Annotated in this window: 22 protein-coding genes; 7 read left to right on the top strand and 15 right to left on the bottom strand. The window is 47.8% G+C overall.

Annotation, left to right across the window (positions count from 1 at the left end; genetic code table 11):
- The first annotated feature begins 16 nt into the window (after window positions 1–16).
- Both crtA and ACKFKF_RS13675 read left to right on the top strand, forming a co-directional pair.
- Complete coding sequence (gene crtA / locus ACKFKF_RS13680; RefSeq protein WP_446868207.1) at window positions 17–829, top strand: cyanoexosortase A; 813 nt, start codon at window positions 17–19, stop codon at window positions 827–829.
- The gene (locus ACKFKF_RS13675) at window positions 819–1475 is read left to right on the top strand and encodes a cyanoexosortase A system-associated protein (RefSeq protein ID WP_446868206.1); all 657 of its coding nucleotides are present in this window, start codon (window positions 819–821) and stop codon (window positions 1473–1475) included. The genes crtA and ACKFKF_RS13675 overlap by 11 nt, the downstream gene beginning before the upstream one ends.
- A 73-nt stretch (window positions 1476–1548) precedes the next feature.
- On the opposite strand, the gene ACKFKF_RS13670 is transcribed toward ACKFKF_RS13675, so the two are convergent.
- Both ACKFKF_RS13670 and ACKFKF_RS13665 read right to left on the bottom strand, forming a co-directional pair.
- Window positions 1549–2046, bottom strand: a complete 498-nt coding sequence (locus ACKFKF_RS13670; RefSeq protein WP_446868205.1) for a transposase — start codon at window positions 2044–2046, stop codon at window positions 1549–1551.
- Window positions 2047–2745, bottom strand: a complete 699-nt coding sequence (locus ACKFKF_RS13665) for a transposase (RefSeq protein WP_446868204.1) — start codon at window positions 2743–2745, stop codon at window positions 2047–2049.
- Between the two features lie 293 nt (window positions 2746–3038).
- Here ACKFKF_RS13665 and ACKFKF_RS13660 point away from each other — a divergent pair, with 293 nt between their 5' ends.
- Window positions 3039–3329: a nucleotidyltransferase family protein gene (locus ACKFKF_RS13660; RefSeq protein ID WP_446868203.1), complete on the top strand. Its 291-nt coding sequence runs from the start codon at window positions 3039–3041 to the stop codon at window positions 3327–3329.
- Window positions 3330–3358: 29 nt separating this feature from the next.
- On the opposite strand, the gene ACKFKF_RS13655 is transcribed toward ACKFKF_RS13660, so the two are convergent.
- Window positions 3359–3718, bottom strand: coding sequence for a hypothetical protein (locus ACKFKF_RS13655; protein WP_446868202.1), 360 nt, complete (start codon window positions 3716–3718; stop codon window positions 3359–3361).
- Here ACKFKF_RS13655 and ACKFKF_RS13650 point away from each other — a divergent pair.
- The 3 genes from ACKFKF_RS13650 to ACKFKF_RS13640 are packed head-to-tail and all read left to right on the top strand — an operon-like array spanning window position 3718 to window position 5387.
- Window positions 3718–3999, top strand: coding sequence for an ISAzo13-like element transposase-related protein (locus ACKFKF_RS13650; RefSeq protein ID WP_446868201.1), 282 nt, complete (start codon window positions 3718–3720; stop codon window positions 3997–3999). The genes ACKFKF_RS13655 and ACKFKF_RS13650 overlap by 1 nt on opposite strands.
- A 22-nt stretch (window positions 4000–4021) precedes the next feature.
- A complete protein-coding gene (locus ACKFKF_RS13645) occupies window positions 4022–4339 on the top strand; it encodes a DUF6464 family protein (protein WP_446868200.1) in 318 nt (105 codons plus the stop codon).
- Window positions 4305–5387 carry a tocopherol cyclase family protein gene (locus ACKFKF_RS13640; RefSeq protein ID WP_446868199.1) on the top strand — a complete coding sequence of 361 codons (1083 nt, stop codon included), beginning with the start codon at window positions 4305–4307 and terminating at the stop codon, window positions 5385–5387. Before ACKFKF_RS13645 ends, ACKFKF_RS13640 begins: the two co-directional genes overlap by 35 nt.
- 239 nt (window positions 5388–5626) lie before the next feature.
- Here the strand turns inward: ACKFKF_RS13640 and ACKFKF_RS13635 are convergent, their stop codons facing one another.
- The 6 genes from ACKFKF_RS13635 to ACKFKF_RS13610 form a co-directional block, all read right to left on the bottom strand.
- Window positions 5627–6409 (bottom strand): DUF3598 family protein, encoded by a 783-nt coding sequence (locus tag ACKFKF_RS13635; RefSeq protein WP_446868198.1) that lies wholly within the window; start codon window positions 6407–6409, stop codon window positions 5627–5629.
- Between the two features lie 45 nt (window positions 6410–6454).
- On the bottom strand, window positions 6455–6814 hold the full coding sequence (locus tag ACKFKF_RS13630; protein WP_446868197.1) for a hypothetical protein: 360 nt from the start codon (window positions 6812–6814) through the stop codon (window positions 6455–6457).
- Window positions 6815–7294: 480 nt separating this feature from the next.
- The gene (locus tag ACKFKF_RS13625; RefSeq protein ID WP_446868196.1) at window positions 7295–7741 is read right to left on the bottom strand and encodes a nuclear transport factor 2 family protein; all 447 of its coding nucleotides are present in this window, start codon (window positions 7739–7741) and stop codon (window positions 7295–7297) included.
- Window positions 7742–7820: 79 nt separating this feature from the next.
- Complete coding sequence (locus ACKFKF_RS13620) at window positions 7821–8432, bottom strand: FMN-dependent NADH-azoreductase (RefSeq protein WP_446868195.1); 612 nt, start codon at window positions 8430–8432, stop codon at window positions 7821–7823.
- Between the two features lie 80 nt (window positions 8433–8512).
- A complete protein-coding gene (locus ACKFKF_RS13615; protein ID WP_446868194.1) occupies window positions 8513–9397 on the bottom strand; it encodes a helix-turn-helix transcriptional regulator in 885 nt (294 codons plus the stop codon).
- Window positions 9398–9499: 102 nt separating this feature from the next.
- The gene (locus ACKFKF_RS13610) at window positions 9500–10462 is read right to left on the bottom strand and encodes a helix-turn-helix transcriptional regulator (protein ID WP_446860293.1); all 963 of its coding nucleotides are present in this window, start codon (window positions 10460–10462) and stop codon (window positions 9500–9502) included.
- A 138-nt stretch (window positions 10463–10600) separates the two neighbouring features.
- Here ACKFKF_RS13610 and ACKFKF_RS13605 point away from each other — a divergent pair, with 138 nt between their 5' ends.
- A complete protein-coding gene (locus tag ACKFKF_RS13605) occupies window positions 10601–11509 on the top strand; it encodes an SDR family oxidoreductase (protein WP_446868193.1) in 909 nt (302 codons plus the stop codon).
- 152 nt (window positions 11510–11661) lie between these two features.
- Here ACKFKF_RS13605 and ACKFKF_RS13600 read toward each other — a convergent pair whose 3' ends face one another.
- The 6 genes from ACKFKF_RS13600 to ACKFKF_RS13575 all read right to left on the bottom strand — a co-directional run bounded on the left by ACKFKF_RS13600 (window position 11662) and on the right by ACKFKF_RS13575 (window position 14366).
- On the bottom strand, window positions 11662–12144 hold the full coding sequence (locus tag ACKFKF_RS13600; protein ID WP_446868192.1) for a cupin domain-containing protein: 483 nt from the start codon (window positions 12142–12144) through the stop codon (window positions 11662–11664).
- 258 nt (window positions 12145–12402) lie between these two features.
- Window positions 12403–12900, bottom strand: coding sequence for a cupin domain-containing protein (locus ACKFKF_RS13595; RefSeq protein ID WP_446860297.1), 498 nt, complete (start codon window positions 12898–12900; stop codon window positions 12403–12405).
- Between the two features lie 36 nt (window positions 12901–12936).
- On the bottom strand, window positions 12937–13377 hold the full coding sequence (locus tag ACKFKF_RS13590; protein WP_446860298.1) for a VOC family protein: 441 nt from the start codon (window positions 13375–13377) through the stop codon (window positions 12937–12939).
- Window positions 13378–13425: 48 nt separating this feature from the next.
- On the bottom strand, window positions 13426–13854 hold the full coding sequence (locus ACKFKF_RS13585; RefSeq protein ID WP_446868191.1) for a VOC family protein: 429 nt from the start codon (window positions 13852–13854) through the stop codon (window positions 13426–13428).
- 161 nt (window positions 13855–14015) lie between these two features.
- Window positions 14016–14201, bottom strand: a complete 186-nt coding sequence (locus ACKFKF_RS13580; protein WP_446868190.1) for a hypothetical protein — start codon at window positions 14199–14201, stop codon at window positions 14016–14018.
- A gap of 3 nt (window positions 14202–14204) precedes the next feature.
- A complete protein-coding gene (locus tag ACKFKF_RS13575) occupies window positions 14205–14366 on the bottom strand; it encodes a nuclear transport factor 2 family protein (protein ID WP_446868189.1) in 162 nt (53 codons plus the stop codon).
- Window positions 14367–14431: the final 65 nt, after the last annotated feature.

The raw sequence follows: 14431 nt of genomic DNA, 5'->3' as shown, positions 1-14431 counted from the left end.
TGATTTGACAGGTCGTATGAAGCAGTCGCGTGGAATTCAATATTTGTTGCTGGGTTTGCTGGTAGGAACGATCGCGCTACATCTCAGTCTAGTTTCTCACAGCCAAAATACTGACCTCATAGGATCTAGCATTCTATTTTGGTTTGCGATCGCTGCTCTCGTCTTCAAAAAGCGATCGCAATTGAATCTCAGCAGTGATATCTTTTCGATTAGTCTGGGTGCATTTCTGATGTCACTGGTCTTGATCAAAAGTAAGTTTCTGATTGGAAACGATATTTTTTTACGATTGTTGCCTTTTGTCTCTGTTCTCGGCATCAGTTTGATGGCTTCTGGTATGTCTCGACTCAAACACTACTGGCGAGAATTAATGCTTTTAGCATTCTTTATAATTCCACCAGGATTCGTTTCTCTATTCATCGATCCGTCTCCACTAACGGCTAGATTCTCGACATTTGTGCTGTGGTGTCTGGGGTTTGATGTTTCGCGTCAGGGGCTGTTGATTCATTTACCTAGAGGCTCGATCGAAGTTTATGCAGGCTGTTCTGGGATAGCTGTCATTTTGCAACTATTGGGATTGGCGCTGATTTATCTGTTTTTGTGCCGAACTCGATTTCATCAAAAAGTGTGGCTGGTCACGATCGCGTTCTCCCTCGCTTTCACGATCAACGGGTTACGAGTGGCGCTGATGGCTGTCCTGGTTGCCTTGTCCAATCAGTCGGCGTTTGAATACTGGCATGTGAGCGATGGATCTTTGATTTTTTCAACGATCGCCGTCTTCAGTTTTGGCGCATTCTGCAATTTTCTGATCCCGCAATCTGATGAACACTGACAAATTTCGCACTGGATTATTAATTTCCCTTCTGGGAGGGGTTCTTTTTGTGTTGGGTCAGTCTATTTTTAACCCTAATCAACCCAGAGCCGCCGCAACGCCTTTTGTGTTTCCAGATGTGATCGCTTTACCAGGATGGAAGTCAGCAGGCAACCGTTCTCTAGCTGATCATCCCGTTCGTCGTAACTTCATTGCTGGAAAGGTCTATCAGTATTCTCAAAATCAATCTATTGTTGATGTCGAAATTCGCTACTTAGTCGATACCGATGGCGATGTAGAACACTATCTCAGAGACTATCAAAAGAGTACTACCCACAATCGTTCCAGCATTCGTCATCAGCCTGGAATCGGATTCTACCAAGTATTTTCTGACCAAAATAAAGCTTATCTGAGCGTCTGCATCAATCCCCAAGGCGGCAGCACCGTAACAGGAATTCAGTTTCGGGACAATCGCAATGCTCATGACTTGAGAATCGATCGCATTGCTCCCTGGCTATTTGGGCGCTCAAACCTTCGCGATTTTCGTTGTCTCTGGACTCATCTCTCCACGCCCTTAAAAAACTCTCCAGAAGAAACGTATGCGACTTTGGAATCTGCCTGGACTGTCTGGTACTCATCGTGGCAGTTGCGCTTTCCACAGGAATAGCAAAGCTTTTAACTTCTTCTTTTGGCTTCTTGTCTAATAGACCTGTTGCTTTAGATCAACACTCTGGACAGAATTAGGCAGTGATAACGCCGTATGAGCGAAGACTCTGGTAGTTAGGATGAGATTTAATCGCTTTTGGGGACAGCGCTAACTTTGAGATAAAGAGGTTCAGCAAATGGTCGTTGAGTGCCCGTCGTTTGAGACTCGCCATCGAAAAGACCAGGGGTTGCTTGCCAGCGTCCTGCTGATGGGCATCGAGTTTGGCAAGATTCAGGACGGTAAAGCTGGCATTGAAATGAAAATCGAGCTTTTTGACATCTCGCGCTTGGCAATCACTCAATCCGGTGAACTGCTTGGCATCCCTAAAGATGAATTCGATTTGAAAGCGTAACTTGTAGAAGCGATAGATTTGCTCGGCGGCTTGATGCACATCGGTTGAGAACAGCACGACGTAGCTGGGCTTGTGAGGTTTGCGGGTGTCTTTGAGATAAGCGAGGCGAATTTGACGCTTGAGCGAGACGTGCCAGACGACTTGGGTGTAGAGGTCAAACCCCGGTTGCAGTTGGCACACCTAGGTGAACCGGGTTGAGTCTGCTAAATCGACTTTGCCGTCGTATTTGCGTTTGGCACCTCGTGCCTTCTGCTGCCCCTCAAACACAAAGCGCAGGTTCGCATCGCGCCGCAGGCGACTAATCACCTCCAGCTTCAGCGCCACGACTCCGGTGATAAACGGTTGATTTGCATACGCGCCATCGACCGCAAGATAGCGAATTTGCTCAGGTAGCTGTGGGCGCACTCGCTGAAGTTGATCCAGGTAATAATCCATTCGCGTTAGTTCAGGAAACATCGCCTGCTCAAAGGTCTGCTCGGCTTGTACGCTGTACCCCACTTCTGTCTCAACATTCACCACCGCCACCAACGACACCTCTAACCCTTTTTCGACTCGACCGTGGCTGCCGTTGTAAAACTGATCCAACCCAAAGGTCTGCTTCCCGCTCTTGGCGATGAACGAGCAATCCATCAGGGCGATCATCGCGCCATCCTCTCGCATTGCTGCTCTAATCACTTCCAGGTTGAACCGGGTAAACGGGAACGACTGCTGGAATCTGCGGCGATACGTCTTTTCGCTCAACGAACTGTAGCGGCTCAAATTCGTAAAGTTCACTTTTCCACAGACAATGAGGACGGTGGCGAACAGCGTGGTGAGTCCCTTGATTTGGGGTTTGCTCAACCCGCCCATTTTCTCCAGTAAACTTTGTACAATTTGCATACAGCTATCGGTTTGGTGCTTGTTTTTTCTGATCAGCACCCTAAGGGATCGATAGCTTTCTTGTCTATCCCCTCACCCAAAAACTGTCCGAACCATTGTTATAAGGAAGACTTCCTGAATTTTTTACGCCATACGATTGCGACAGGGCAAACCGCCCAGTTCTCTGATCGTCTGCTGACCCAAGCTCTACTACAGCAACTACAGCCGAGGCATAGCAATGCCTGAGCCGCCTTCAAGAATGCAGCGATCGCAGTACGATGATGGGATAATTAAGACAAAATGGAAAGTTGCTTATGAACATTGGGGCACAGTTGCATGAAAAACGGGAAGTGATTTTAGCAACAGCATCAAAATATGGTGCCTACAATGTTCGCGTCTTTGGCTCTGTGGCACGGGGCGAAGCTGACGCAGACAGCGATGTGGATTTTCTGGTGGAAATGGAGGCAGAACGTAGCCTGCTTGACCTCGGTGGTCTGCTGATGGAACTACAAGACCTGCTGAATTGTCCGGTGGATGTTGTCACAGAAAAAGGACTGCGACCCAGAATCCGCGATCGCGTCCTGAGCGAAGCGATACCCCTATGAGAGACGATCGCAAGAAACTGCAAGATATTTTAGTGGCAAGCAGGCGGGTTAGGGGGACTGTTTAAAGCACCGGGACGGGGGCAAGGTAATCGAGGGCGGTGATGGTCAGAGAGCCAGCAGCGTCGATCGTCGAAGTGAAAGGAACAGCAGCCGTAGCAGTGACGGTGCCGGGTAAACACTGCATAAGCACCGCCTAGATAGTCCTTGGGTAGGTAACGCACCGATCCATCAGCACCCACCGTGACATCTACAGACAAGGTAGCGGCCATGTTAGCGGTTCCGTCGTCGCTAGAGAAAGTTAGAGAGATGTTGTTTTTGGGAGTGATGCCAGGGTTGGCACCGTTGCGCGCTTTTTCAGCCGCATCAACCAACAGAGCCGCTTCAACCAATGCATCCGCCCTATCATAGCAAGTACAATTCGATTGAGCGCTGTTGGGGCATCCTCGAACAGCACTGGAATGGAACGCAACTGAGTGACGTACAAACGATGCTCTCTTGGGCAGAAAGTATGACTTGGAAGGGCATTCACCCGACAGTAATGCTGAACACCCAGACTTATCCAACAGGCATTTCGCTATCCAAAGTAGCAATGCGTGAAGTTGAGCGTCGATTAGAACGCAATCCAGAGCTACTAAAATGGGACATCTTAATTCGACCGCTGAACGGGTAAAATCATTGCTGGAAGTCGCCTTATGCTTGAGATCATTTTGGTTCTGACGATCGGGCTGGCTCCCCCTTTACTGTCTTTTATTTTCTTGCGTCGAGCCGAGGCGCGGGCACAGATTCGTCTACGATCTGCCATGAGAGCGGCGGAATACCGTCAACTTCAGCGGCTTTTGGCGCTCCCCTCTGATCAGCGCTACGTTGAAGGCATGGGGTCTCTAATAGGGGATTTCACCTGTCGATTTAACGCGCGATCGACTCATATTCGCTGTGCTGTTAATCCGTTTGGCCCTTGCAAAGAATGCACCTACTATGAACCAATTTCATCCTTTACAGACCCCTCATAGCGGCTATCACTGGAATGGAAGCAGCCGCAATTTTTTTGAAGGTTGGTATTACCGAGTGACGGTGCCACAGGGTCAGACGTTTGCATTTATGTATTCGATCGAAGACCCCACAGGCAAGCAACCATACAGTGGCGGTGCAGCGCAAATTCTCGGTGCTGATGATGAATACCTCTGTCGTACCTTTCCCGATGTGAGTCGCTTTTGGGCCTGGAAAGACGCGCTGGGGTTGGGTCACTGGGGCAAAACAGATTTGAGTCAGCCTGAATATTTGGAGCGGGAAGGGTTCGATCGTCACGTTCAGGAAGGCTATCAGGCGACGGCCACCTGGCATCAAGGCAAACTGCACGAACCCAACGGCAAGTCTGCGGAATGGCAGTATGAAATTCAGCCTGTATACGGGTGGGCGAGTTCGGGCAGTCCGCAGCAGTCAACGGCGGGTTTTCTGTCGTCGCTGCAAATCTTTGAACCGGGCTGGCAAATTCTCATGGCGCATGGATTAGCCACTGGTTGGATTGCTTGGAATGGGAAGCGATATGAATTCGTGAACGCCCCGGCGTATAGTGAAAAGAATTGGGGTGGAGCCTTTCCGCAAAAGTGGTTTTGGCTCAACTGCAACCATTTTGAGAATGAGCCAGATCTAGCATTAACAGCAGGCGGCGGCAGACGAGGCGTATTGTGGTGGATGGAATCGGTGGCGATGATCGGCATTCATCACAAAGGAAAATTTTACGAATTTGTGCCCTGGAATTCTCAAGTCAGTTGGGACATTCAACCCTGGGGCTACTGGAAAATGGAGGCAAAAAACGCCCAGTACACAGTCACCCTCACGGGCACCACCGACCTACCCGGAACGCCGCTACGCGCCCCCACTGCCACGGGCTTGCGCTTTGCCTGCCGCGACACCATGTTAGGAAATCTAACGTTAGAACTGAGACATCGCTGGAACAACGAATTAATTCTCAAAGCCACCAGCAGCCAGTGCGGACTCGAAACCGGAGGACAACCCTGGGACGAAATCTGGAACTCAAGCTGCGGTTTGAGTAAGTAGAAGTCAACTGCGATCGTCAGCATCACCAGCCAACCGCTCAGTTTACCGATAGTATCAATCATGCGATCGATGTTAGCTGAGAGATTGAGGAGTTGACGAATCTGAATAGGTTTGAGGATAGACAAGGCTGCGTTCTCCCGCAAATTTATTGTGTGTTACACAGTTTCGACAGACTTGCTTCGTGGGTGCATTTTACGACTCAAGCAGCTAGTTTATTAGACCAGCTACCTCAGTCGAGACTAAGATTGTAACGTTGCAGAAACCAACTGCGTGAACGAACCTGTAGTATCATAGTGAGCCGCAAGAAACTGTAATTGATCGTCTGCTATTTGGTGACCTGCTGCAAGCTGAATCGGTTGATTCACATCGACGCTCTCAGAAAACTTGACGATCGTGTTGCCGGGAAGGCGAATGATTTTGTCAGGGTCACTGGTTTGATCAAAGGAGACTTGAGTCTCTTCTTCAGATGAAATGCTCAGGTCAGGAGTCATGCAGCGTTTCTTTCCAATCCAATTTCCTGAAAGTTCTGATAGCTCTTTGCTCAGGAATTGATCAGAGAAGCCGCCCCGGTGTTCTCGAATGTGTGTAATCCGATCAAGCTGACCATTTTCTCCATAGACGATCACAACACTCGATCGCCATTCGTGATTTCCAAAGAAAAGTTCTAGACCACAGGCGTTTCCGAGGCTGAGTTTCTGTGAAAGCCAAGCCGTCGCACCTGCTCCAAATGACAACGTTCGCATTGAGGATGCGGCAGGATGGCTCACTCCATTCGGCTGGTTACAGGTTTCTCGATCGATCTGCCAGCTTGTTTTATCCACAACATTTCCATCATCATCCAGATAGCGGTTGGTGTGAGTAATGACTGTATTATCTACATTCGATCGAAAACTTCTGATTACCTGTTTGCTCTTGATCAACTCCTGCTCAGGAGAGTACGAATTCCACTGCCCATACCAAGCAGTCTCATCGGTCGTATATTCTCCGAACAGGTTGTTCCAATTTCTATCTGAATGATTCATCAATTTATTCCTCTCGTTCCAATAGTGTCGGCACGACTCATTTATCTAATGGGTACTGCGATAAATTTTTATGCAGAAACTGCTCAAATCAATCAGAAATTGTTTGGAGAAATTTCCTAACTGTAGACGCTTGTAGCCGTTTATCGTCAGATTCAACAAACGCCGTATTCCATAGCCCACAATTTCCTGAGCGACGCTACTCGGTTCCTGTGGTTCGCCTACTCTGTTGTTGCGAATGGAAGCATCATGGATCGCCACTACCAAATAGCTTGACGGATCAGCGAGAAGGTCTGGGAAAGTGAGGTCAAATGCCTGCGGGTCAATCACAAATGTTGTCGCTAATCCTTGAGCAAGGGTCAATACAGCCTTCGCATCAATGAGTTGTGCTAGTCGAATCGTTGTCATTTGAAGATCCTACGCGACGGGCAACTTTCTAGGGCGTTGCTGATTGGAGGAATGAATCTGTGGGAAGTGTCCATCTTTTCGCCCCCTAAATCCCCCAAAATTGGGGGACTTTGAACCTTGGATTTCCCGCCGCTTTGGGGCAATTCATCCCCTGATTCAGCAACGCCCTTTCTAGTCAACGTCCCCCAATTTTGAAGGGGGATTGAGGGGGGATCTCTGGCTGTGCCTCCGACGGTGTGATCCCCCAACCCCCTTAAAAGGGGGCTAAGAAAAAGTTGCACATCGCGCGATCCTTCTACCCGTTGTAATTGCATCCTACTTTAATTCCTACTTTAATATTGGTGTTGAGCAATCGCGACTCAATTCAATTCGGAGAACTCCAGAAGAAAACAAGACTGCGAGCAGTTGGCACTGTTGAATCAGTTGATGCTGAGGTTGCGAGAGAAAAGATTAATTCTGTTTCTCTCCCAATCTGCCAATTTAGGGTTTGCCTGCTAAAAATTGCGCGGTTCCTTCGGAGTTGCACAAAAAAGCGCTAATCGCAACTGTATCCGAGTAAAACATTTGGGACTCAATGATTTTTGCATCCCGCATTTTATAAACGCTGACCACGGGCGCATCTAGTGTTCTACCACTACTCGCTTCTAATCCTTTGAGCCGCCATAGCACGACGACGTACTCGCCTGCATCCAGAAACACACCATTCATCTTTCTAGCGGCTTCCGGTTGAAGATGGTTCCAGGCTAGAGCCGCCCCTTCAACGTGTTGTTTTGCTCCTTCTAGACCGTGATGAATGCCACCATAGGGGAGAGATGCAGCATCGTGGATGACAATCTCAGGATCATAAGTGGCAAGCACTCCAGCGACATCGCGTGTTTCAACAGCTTTGAATAGACGACGAGCGGTTTCAATATTCTCATGAGACATGATAATTCCTTCCTTTCGTACAAGTGTTAGTAGTCATGTTTTACAACAGGCACGATCGCCTAAAGAATGTTGTCGTTCCTTACCATTGAGTTGCAAGGGATTGAAGACTTGCTTGAGCTGCTGAAATAGACTGTTCTCGATCTTTGAAAATCAGATTACCTGCATTGACAAACTGAACATCCTTGATTCCAAACGATTTAAACAGCGTCCGAAGATACGGTTCCTGATGATCCTCACCAAAAGTAGAACCCGGAGCATAATTACCAGCGCAGCTCGTAATAAACAGCGCCTTCTTTCCATGCACCAGCCCTTTAACCCCTGCTTTAGTGACCTCATAAGTTCGTCCAAGCCGAATCAAATGTTCAAAGTAGGCTTTTAAAGTTGCCGGAATTGTAAAGCCATACATTGGCACTCCAAAAACATAACCATCAACCGACAAAAACTCTTCTAGCAGTGGATTAGACACTTCCAAAGCTGCAATCATTTCAGGTGTAAGAATTTCGGGTGACGAATGAGTGGCGGCAATCCAGGCTTCGTTAATGTAGGGAACTGGAAAATGCCCTAGATCTCGGTAGAGAACGGCAGCTTCAGGGTGAAGCTTCTTCCAAGCTGTGATAAAGTCATGAGACAAAACTCGTGATACCGATCGCTCCCCACTGTAGCTCGCGTCAATATGAAGGATGTGTTGCATCAGCGAACCTTGAAATCAGCTTATGCACTCAGTATGTGGCAATGTACAACTGCTTTTCTTCAAGGTTCTTGCGATCGTTTTCAACGTTCTTGCGAGCGCATATAAAAAACTTTGGGCGTTACACCCATCAAACGTTTGAAGTGATAGGTGAAATGTCCTTGACTGGCAAAATCAACCATCTGAGCAATCATTGCAAGTGACAAATCTCCCATCCGCATCAATTGTTTAGCCCGTTCAATCCGGCAATAAATTAGGTATTGATGAGGTGATGTATTCGTTGACTTCTTAAACAAATGCGCGAAATGATAAGGACTTAACTGCACGATCGCAGCTAACTCAGTTAGGCTAATATTCTGATCCAGGTTTGCATCAATAAAACTAGAAATTTGCCTCCATTGCTGCTGAGTAAAGCCACCTATGATGGGTTTGATTTGACGGGAACTGCTTGAATATCGGCATAAAAGATGAACAACGAGTGCCTGTGCCATTGAATCAGCATAAAGATTGCTGTTTTCTCCGTCAATTTCCAAAGATGTTTTTAACGCAAACCCCATTTGTTGAAGAAATGGATCGAACAATGCTGCGAGGTGAGGAATGAGTTCGATGCGATCGTTCCCAAATACGTCATACCCAACTTGAGTCAGGAATGTTGGCTCTAAAAACAGATTGAAAAACTCAGTTTCTGTGTCCCAGCCGAACGCCTGAGTTGCATAAGCTGGATAAATCGCTAAATCTCCTAGCACTGAGTCAACGGTTTCTTTTTGTCCATCGACGGCTTGTTCCAGTCGAACGGGTTTACCCGCATTCATACAAATGACATGAAAAGGCAACACCTGCTCCGGCACCTGACAAGGAGATTGCCGAAAATGGGCGAATTGAATGTTTTTCCAGTTCGCGCCATCACTTGCCAGAATTGGCGGCTGAGGAAGAACGAGAGGTAGCTTGTTTTGAGCAGAGTCAGTCATCGTTCCCTTGATGCTCGATCGCTTTGCTACACGGGTACGTGTTCGTCTGCTTAAATTCTATGCCAATCTTGCAAACAGATAGCATCATTGATCCGAGTTGATTCAACGTTCGGTGTAGAACGCGATCGCTTCCTTAGCGGCTTGCAAAACGCGATCGCGTAACTCTAAAGGTTCGATCACTTCCATTTGTGCGCCAAACCCCAATACATACGCACAAGCTGCTTTTTCGATATCAAACCGCAGCAAGACAGGAATCCAGCCTTCAGCATCGGGAGCATCAATCCGTTCAATTCGAGCAAAGTAACCCCCATACCGCAACCAAGACATTGCTTCTGGAGCAACCCGCACTGTCACACGGTAGGCAGGAAGATTTGCCTGGAATTCCACCATCGATCGCTGCCAATAGTCGGCTAAATTGAATTCTGTTGGACGTACACAGTGAAAGTCTGTCAAGGCAGCATTTTGCACTCGTGAAATCCGGTAAGAGCGCACTTCTTCCTCTACCGCTGCGACTAAATACCAGATGCTCCCTTTGGCAACTAATCCAAGAGGATTGACTAATCGTTCAACTTGCTTACCATTGCCGCGCTCATAGCTCAAGTAAACTTGTCGTTCTTGCCAAATTGCAGATTGCAGAACCGGAAAGGCTGACATCTCTTCTTCCCAGTGATGCCATCCGGTTGGGTCAACATGAATCCGTTGGCTCACCACTTCTGCTTGCTGACGATTAGCGGCAGGCAATGCGGCTAGAAGTTTGAGTAATGCGGCTTCAAACGCCTGACTCCAGCCTAAATCGGCTAATAAATGTGTGGGTTTCGGCAAAAACAACGCCTGAATTTCTGCCAGGTTGAGTCCGGTTAATGTAGTTTGATAGTGTTCCATCAAGCCCCAACCTCCGCTCTTGCCGCGTTCTGCTACCACTGGAACCCCCGAACTGCTGAGCGCATCCATATCCCGGTGAATAGTGCGCTCAGACACTTCCAATCGTTCTGCTAGTTCGCGTGTGGTTAACCGAGAATGAACTTGCAGCAACATCAAGATAGAGAGGAGTCGATCGGCGCGCATCACAATTCTCCAAACGCTCGCAACTACTTTCTACTCTATTGCTGAAATATGACAAAGGGTGTCATGAAATGACCTTTATGCTGTCAGTATCAGCGGACAAGCAAGTGTCATTGTCCAGAACAATTTTGAGGAGGCATTATGCAACCATTAAAAGATAAGATTGCGATCGTCGCTGGTGGCACTCGCGGCGCAGGTCGAGGGATTGCGGTCGAACTTGGGGCAGCCGGAGCAACGGTTTATGTGACTGGACGTAGTACTTCTACACAGCGATCAGAATACGATCGCCCTGAAACCATTGAAGAAACAGCAGAGTTGGTGAATCAGGCAGGTGGAAAAGGAATTGCAATTCAGGTGGATCATCTCGACCCTGAACAAGTGCGATCGCTCATTACACGCATCAAACAAGAGCAAGGTCATCTCGACATTCTCGTTAACGATATTGGTGGAGAACATTGGACAGAGTTTAACCAGCCCATGTGGGAGCTTTCTCTAGAGAAGGGATTGCGACTGCTAAAAACCGCGATCGACACCCATTTGATCACAAGTCATTTTGCTCTGCCGCTCTTAATCCAGAAGCCTGGCGGCTTGGTGGTTGAAGTAACAGACGGAACGGCAGACTATAACCAGCAGAACTATCGGCTATCGCTGTTCTATGATCTTGCCAAAACTTCGATTATTCGGATGGCATGGGGATTATCGCAAGAACTTCGACCCTATCAGGGTACGGCAGTGGCGTTAACACCAGGATGGCTACGATCAGAACTGATGCTCGACCATTTTGGCGTGAGTGAAGCGAATTGGCAGGAGGCAACCGCAAAGGAACCGCATTTTGTGATTTCGGAAACGCCGCATTATATTGGGCGGGCGGTTGCCCATCTCGCAGGTGATCCAAGGGTCGATCGCTGGAATGAACAAGCGCTTTCCAGTGGTCAACTGGCGCAGGTTTATGACTTTACTGACATTGATGGCTCTCAGCCGGATGCATGGCGCTATATCCAAGAAGTAGAAGCAATGGGCAAGCCTGCGGATGCAACTGGGTACAGATAAATCAACTTTGCATCGGTGCCTGCGGCTCACGCGAAGGGTGTTCGCCCAACCACTTTATGAGTTGCTCTGCCTTGCCAAACGATCAACATAGCAATGCACCCTAGAAACAGATTAGCTATCACAAAAGGTCGCAGGCTCCCTGCATTCTGGGGTTATGTTTCTATTGGTTCAAAGGGTTTCGCATCGGAGAAATCATAAATTTCGACGGTTTCTCCCTGTCGAAGCATTCGTTTTTTCAGCCGAGGAAAATCAGCAATTTCGACATCCAGATTTTCTCCTCCTGCTAGATACACTAAATCTTCGTTGCCTGTGTTTCTCAAATGATGAGCAACAGAGGGCGTTGGAAATCCCATAAAATCGCCAGCACCAACTTCAAATTCTACTTCATCAATTTCTGCAATGCCAAACCCTGATAGGATGAAAATCCATTCTTCTTCGCGATGATGGGAATGATAGATAAACGATTCTTTACCAGGCGGCACTCGGATGAAATTGACTCCTGTGCGCTGTAGCCCGACTTTATGCCCCAGTTGAGTTCCTGATAGTTCAGAGTTCGAGTTCCAGGGGTGAGAAAAGCTTTGTTGATCGGCAGCAATTTGCTCGGCTCGTAAGATGAAAGCGTTTGGGTTTGTCACGTTGATCATTCTCCAACGATTTTGTGTACCATGTTTTGAGTAGAGTCAGTCACAGTTCCCTTGATTTCGATCGAATTACCAGACTAGAGGAAGAAGTCTACACTTCACTTTGGTTTTGTACGCTTCGTACCCTTCTAATTCTTCGACTAACATCTTTTCTTCTCCAAAAATCCTCGCGACTAGCAGCAGCGAAAAGATAAAAAAATTAGTCATCGATCCACGCTTCAAGTGACACCGTTGCCATATTTCATTGAACAGTCATGGCTGAGATTTCAAGATAGGGGGATCAGGTTCATCCGTCCAGTAATCGGTGTTCTCGAACTTGCCGACTTTCTCGATCGAACTCACCATCCATTTGTCCGAGTCTGGGTAATAACACACCTCGTGCGGCAGATTTTCGCCCACCATAAGAATGTCTACAGGCTCATCGGTGTGATTGTAGAACTGATGAGCCACTCGTTCTCCGCGTGGAAATGAAATCGCATCCCCTTCTTTGACTTCGATCGTTCGATCACCATACCGAAGTGTCGCTTTGCCTTTGAGAATTAGACAAAATTCGTCTTCGTGCATATGGTAATGAAAAGGACAGGAGAGCGTTTTAGGACGCAGCCGATCGACTCTCACCCCAATGTGACCTCGATCGCGATCCATCGCAGGCGAAGATAGTCGCTTTGACCAACCCGTGTAATGTTCAGAGTAATTTTCCTCCTTCCATTCCAGAGCGTTCATGTGGATAATGTTGGGAACGTCAGACATACAACCTCCAAGACTGACTGAAATGACGAAAAGAGTTTAGTGTGACTGATGTGCGAAAACTGCTTCTCGCCTTGCCAATTCCTCTGAAGATAAATCTTCCAAATGAGTGGCAATATACCAGTGATTGCCGACAGCATCTTTCACAGCAGCGCCCCGCTCACCGTAGTACATATCCGTTGGTTCTTGTAGTGAAGTTGCACCTGCTCGAAGTGAGCGCTGATAAACCGCATCAGTGTCGCTTACATAAAGGTGGATCGCTCCAGGCATCGGTGTCCATTCTGCCTTTGCCTCGGATAGTTCAATCATCGAATCACCGATCTTCACTGCTGCATGTCTGATCGTGCCATCCGGTTGTTTCATGCAGAGAATTTCCTCAGCATCAAAGGCAGTCTTCATAAATTCAAGCAGTTGATTCGCGCCTTGGACGGTGAGATAAGGAGTCACGGTATGAAAACCATCAGGAATGAATTTGGTCATAGTTAATTCCTCTTTTACAAGTTGAATGGAATTGTTTAGTGGTTCAGCTTACGCAGATTTGCTGGAGTTCAGTTCTTGCTCAAGTTGTTCATCCCAAAAAGCAGCTTCTACCTTATGTCCATCTGGATCGCGCACAAAGCAACCGTAGTATGGCTCACTGTAGTCGGGTCTGCTACCGGGCGCACCTTCGTCTCTGCCACCTGCTGCGAGTGCTGCTTCGTAGAAGGCATGGACAGCTTCTTTCGTGGGAGCGATGAAGCCGATATGAGTGCCATTGCCAACGGTTGCGGGCTGTCCATCAAACGGGGTTCCCACCCAAAATTCGGGGTACTGTTTGCCATACGCAATCGCACCTGGATGTTCCATCAGTCGCTTGCAACCGAGTGGGGACAAAACAGCATCGTAAAACGCGATCGCTCGTTCAAAGTCGTTGGTGCCGATCGAAACGTGGGAGAGAATACTGGGATTGTTGTCCATGTCTGAACCCTCCATAAGTTGATTTGAAAGCGGGCAGATTAGATTTAGAGCGGTACTTTAATTCAGCTTGGCTGGGAGACGATCATATAATAGCAGTGCAATTGTACTAAATCAACTTGGTTCCTTTTGCCTTTTGTTAAGCTGCAAGTTCGCCACTCAATCTACTGGTCAATTGACTGGATTTCCATGCGCTTGATTAAACCCTGTTCGATCACATACACATGCTGAACCCTTTGATCCACAATCACATTGCCGTCCAAATCACACACCACTTGATGAACATCAACCACCGTTTGCCCTGTCTCATCGGCTGTGAAGCGTCGCGGCTCAACGTGTGGATCAATCAAACTTCACTGACGATTCCAGTAATCACGCACTTCAGCATGTCCATGCACATACCCACCTTCCATGCCATTTGCCCAGGCAACATCCGGATGCAGGAGAGATAGAACGGTATCAATATCACGGGTGTTAAAGGCTTGATATGCCTTGCGAGGAAGATTGTCATTCATGTCAGTTTTACCTCCTGTATCACCGACTCTAGAGCGTTGATCCATTCAAGGTTCAGGCGATGTCG

This window comes from Phormidesmis sp. 146-12 (assembly GCF_052939495.1).
The sequence above is the reverse complement of the archived record's forward strand: the minus strand, read 5'-3'. Positions and strand labels throughout refer to the sequence as shown.

Bases quoted from the DNA above. Each gene is read 5' to 3' on its own strand.
- crtA (WP_446868207.1), top strand. From the start codon at position 17: ATGAAGCAGTCGCGTGGAATTCAATATTTGTTGCTGGGTTTGCTGGTA.
- ACKFKF_RS13675 (WP_446868206.1), top strand. From the start codon at position 819: ATGAACACTGACAAATTTCGCACTGGATTATTAATTTCCCTTCTGGGA.
- ACKFKF_RS13665 (WP_446868204.1), bottom strand. From the start codon at position 2,745: ATGCAAATTGTACAAAGTTTACTGGAGAAAATGGGCGGGTTGAGCAAA.
- ACKFKF_RS13660 (WP_446868203.1), top strand. From the start codon at position 3,039: ATGAACATTGGGGCACAGTTGCATGAAAAACGGGAAGTGATTTTAGCA.
- ACKFKF_RS13650 (WP_446868201.1), top strand. From the start codon at position 3,718: ATGCATCCGCCCTATCATAGCAAGTACAATTCGATTGAGCGCTGTTGG.
- ACKFKF_RS13645 (WP_446868200.1), top strand. From the start codon at position 4,022: ATGCTTGAGATCATTTTGGTTCTGACGATCGGGCTGGCTCCCCCTTTA.
- ACKFKF_RS13640 (WP_446868199.1), top strand. From the start codon at position 4,305: ATGAACCAATTTCATCCTTTACAGACCCCTCATAGCGGCTATCACTGG.
- ACKFKF_RS13635 (WP_446868198.1), bottom strand. From the start codon at position 6,409: ATGAATCATTCAGATAGAAATTGGAACAACCTGTTCGGAGAATATACG.
- ACKFKF_RS13630 (WP_446868197.1), bottom strand. From the start codon at position 6,814: ATGACAACGATTCGACTAGCACAACTCATTGATGCGAAGGCTGTATTG.
- ACKFKF_RS13625 (WP_446868196.1), bottom strand. From the start codon at position 7,741: ATGTCTCATGAGAATATTGAAACCGCTCGTCGTCTATTCAAAGCTGTT.
- ACKFKF_RS13620 (WP_446868195.1), bottom strand. From the start codon at position 8,432: ATGCAACACATCCTTCATATTGACGCGAGCTACAGTGGGGAGCGATCG.
- ACKFKF_RS13615 (WP_446868194.1), bottom strand. From the start codon at position 9,397: ATGACTGACTCTGCTCAAAACAAGCTACCTCTCGTTCTTCCTCAGCCG.
- ACKFKF_RS13610 (WP_446860293.1), bottom strand. From the start codon at position 10,462: ATGCGCGCCGATCGACTCCTCTCTATCTTGATGTTGCTGCAAGTTCAT.
- ACKFKF_RS13605 (WP_446868193.1), top strand. From the start codon at position 10,601: ATGCAACCATTAAAAGATAAGATTGCGATCGTCGCTGGTGGCACTCGC.
- ACKFKF_RS13595 (WP_446860297.1), bottom strand. From the start codon at position 12,900: ATGTCTGACGTTCCCAACATTATCCACATGAACGCTCTGGAATGGAAG.
- ACKFKF_RS13590 (WP_446860298.1), bottom strand. From the start codon at position 13,377: ATGACCAAATTCATTCCTGATGGTTTTCATACCGTGACTCCTTATCTC.
- ACKFKF_RS13585 (WP_446868191.1), bottom strand. From the start codon at position 13,854: ATGGACAACAATCCCAGTATTCTCTCCCACGTTTCGATCGGCACCAAC.
- ACKFKF_RS13575 (WP_446868189.1), bottom strand. From the start codon at position 14,366: ATGAATGACAATCTTCCTCGCAAGGCATATCAAGCCTTTAACACCCGT.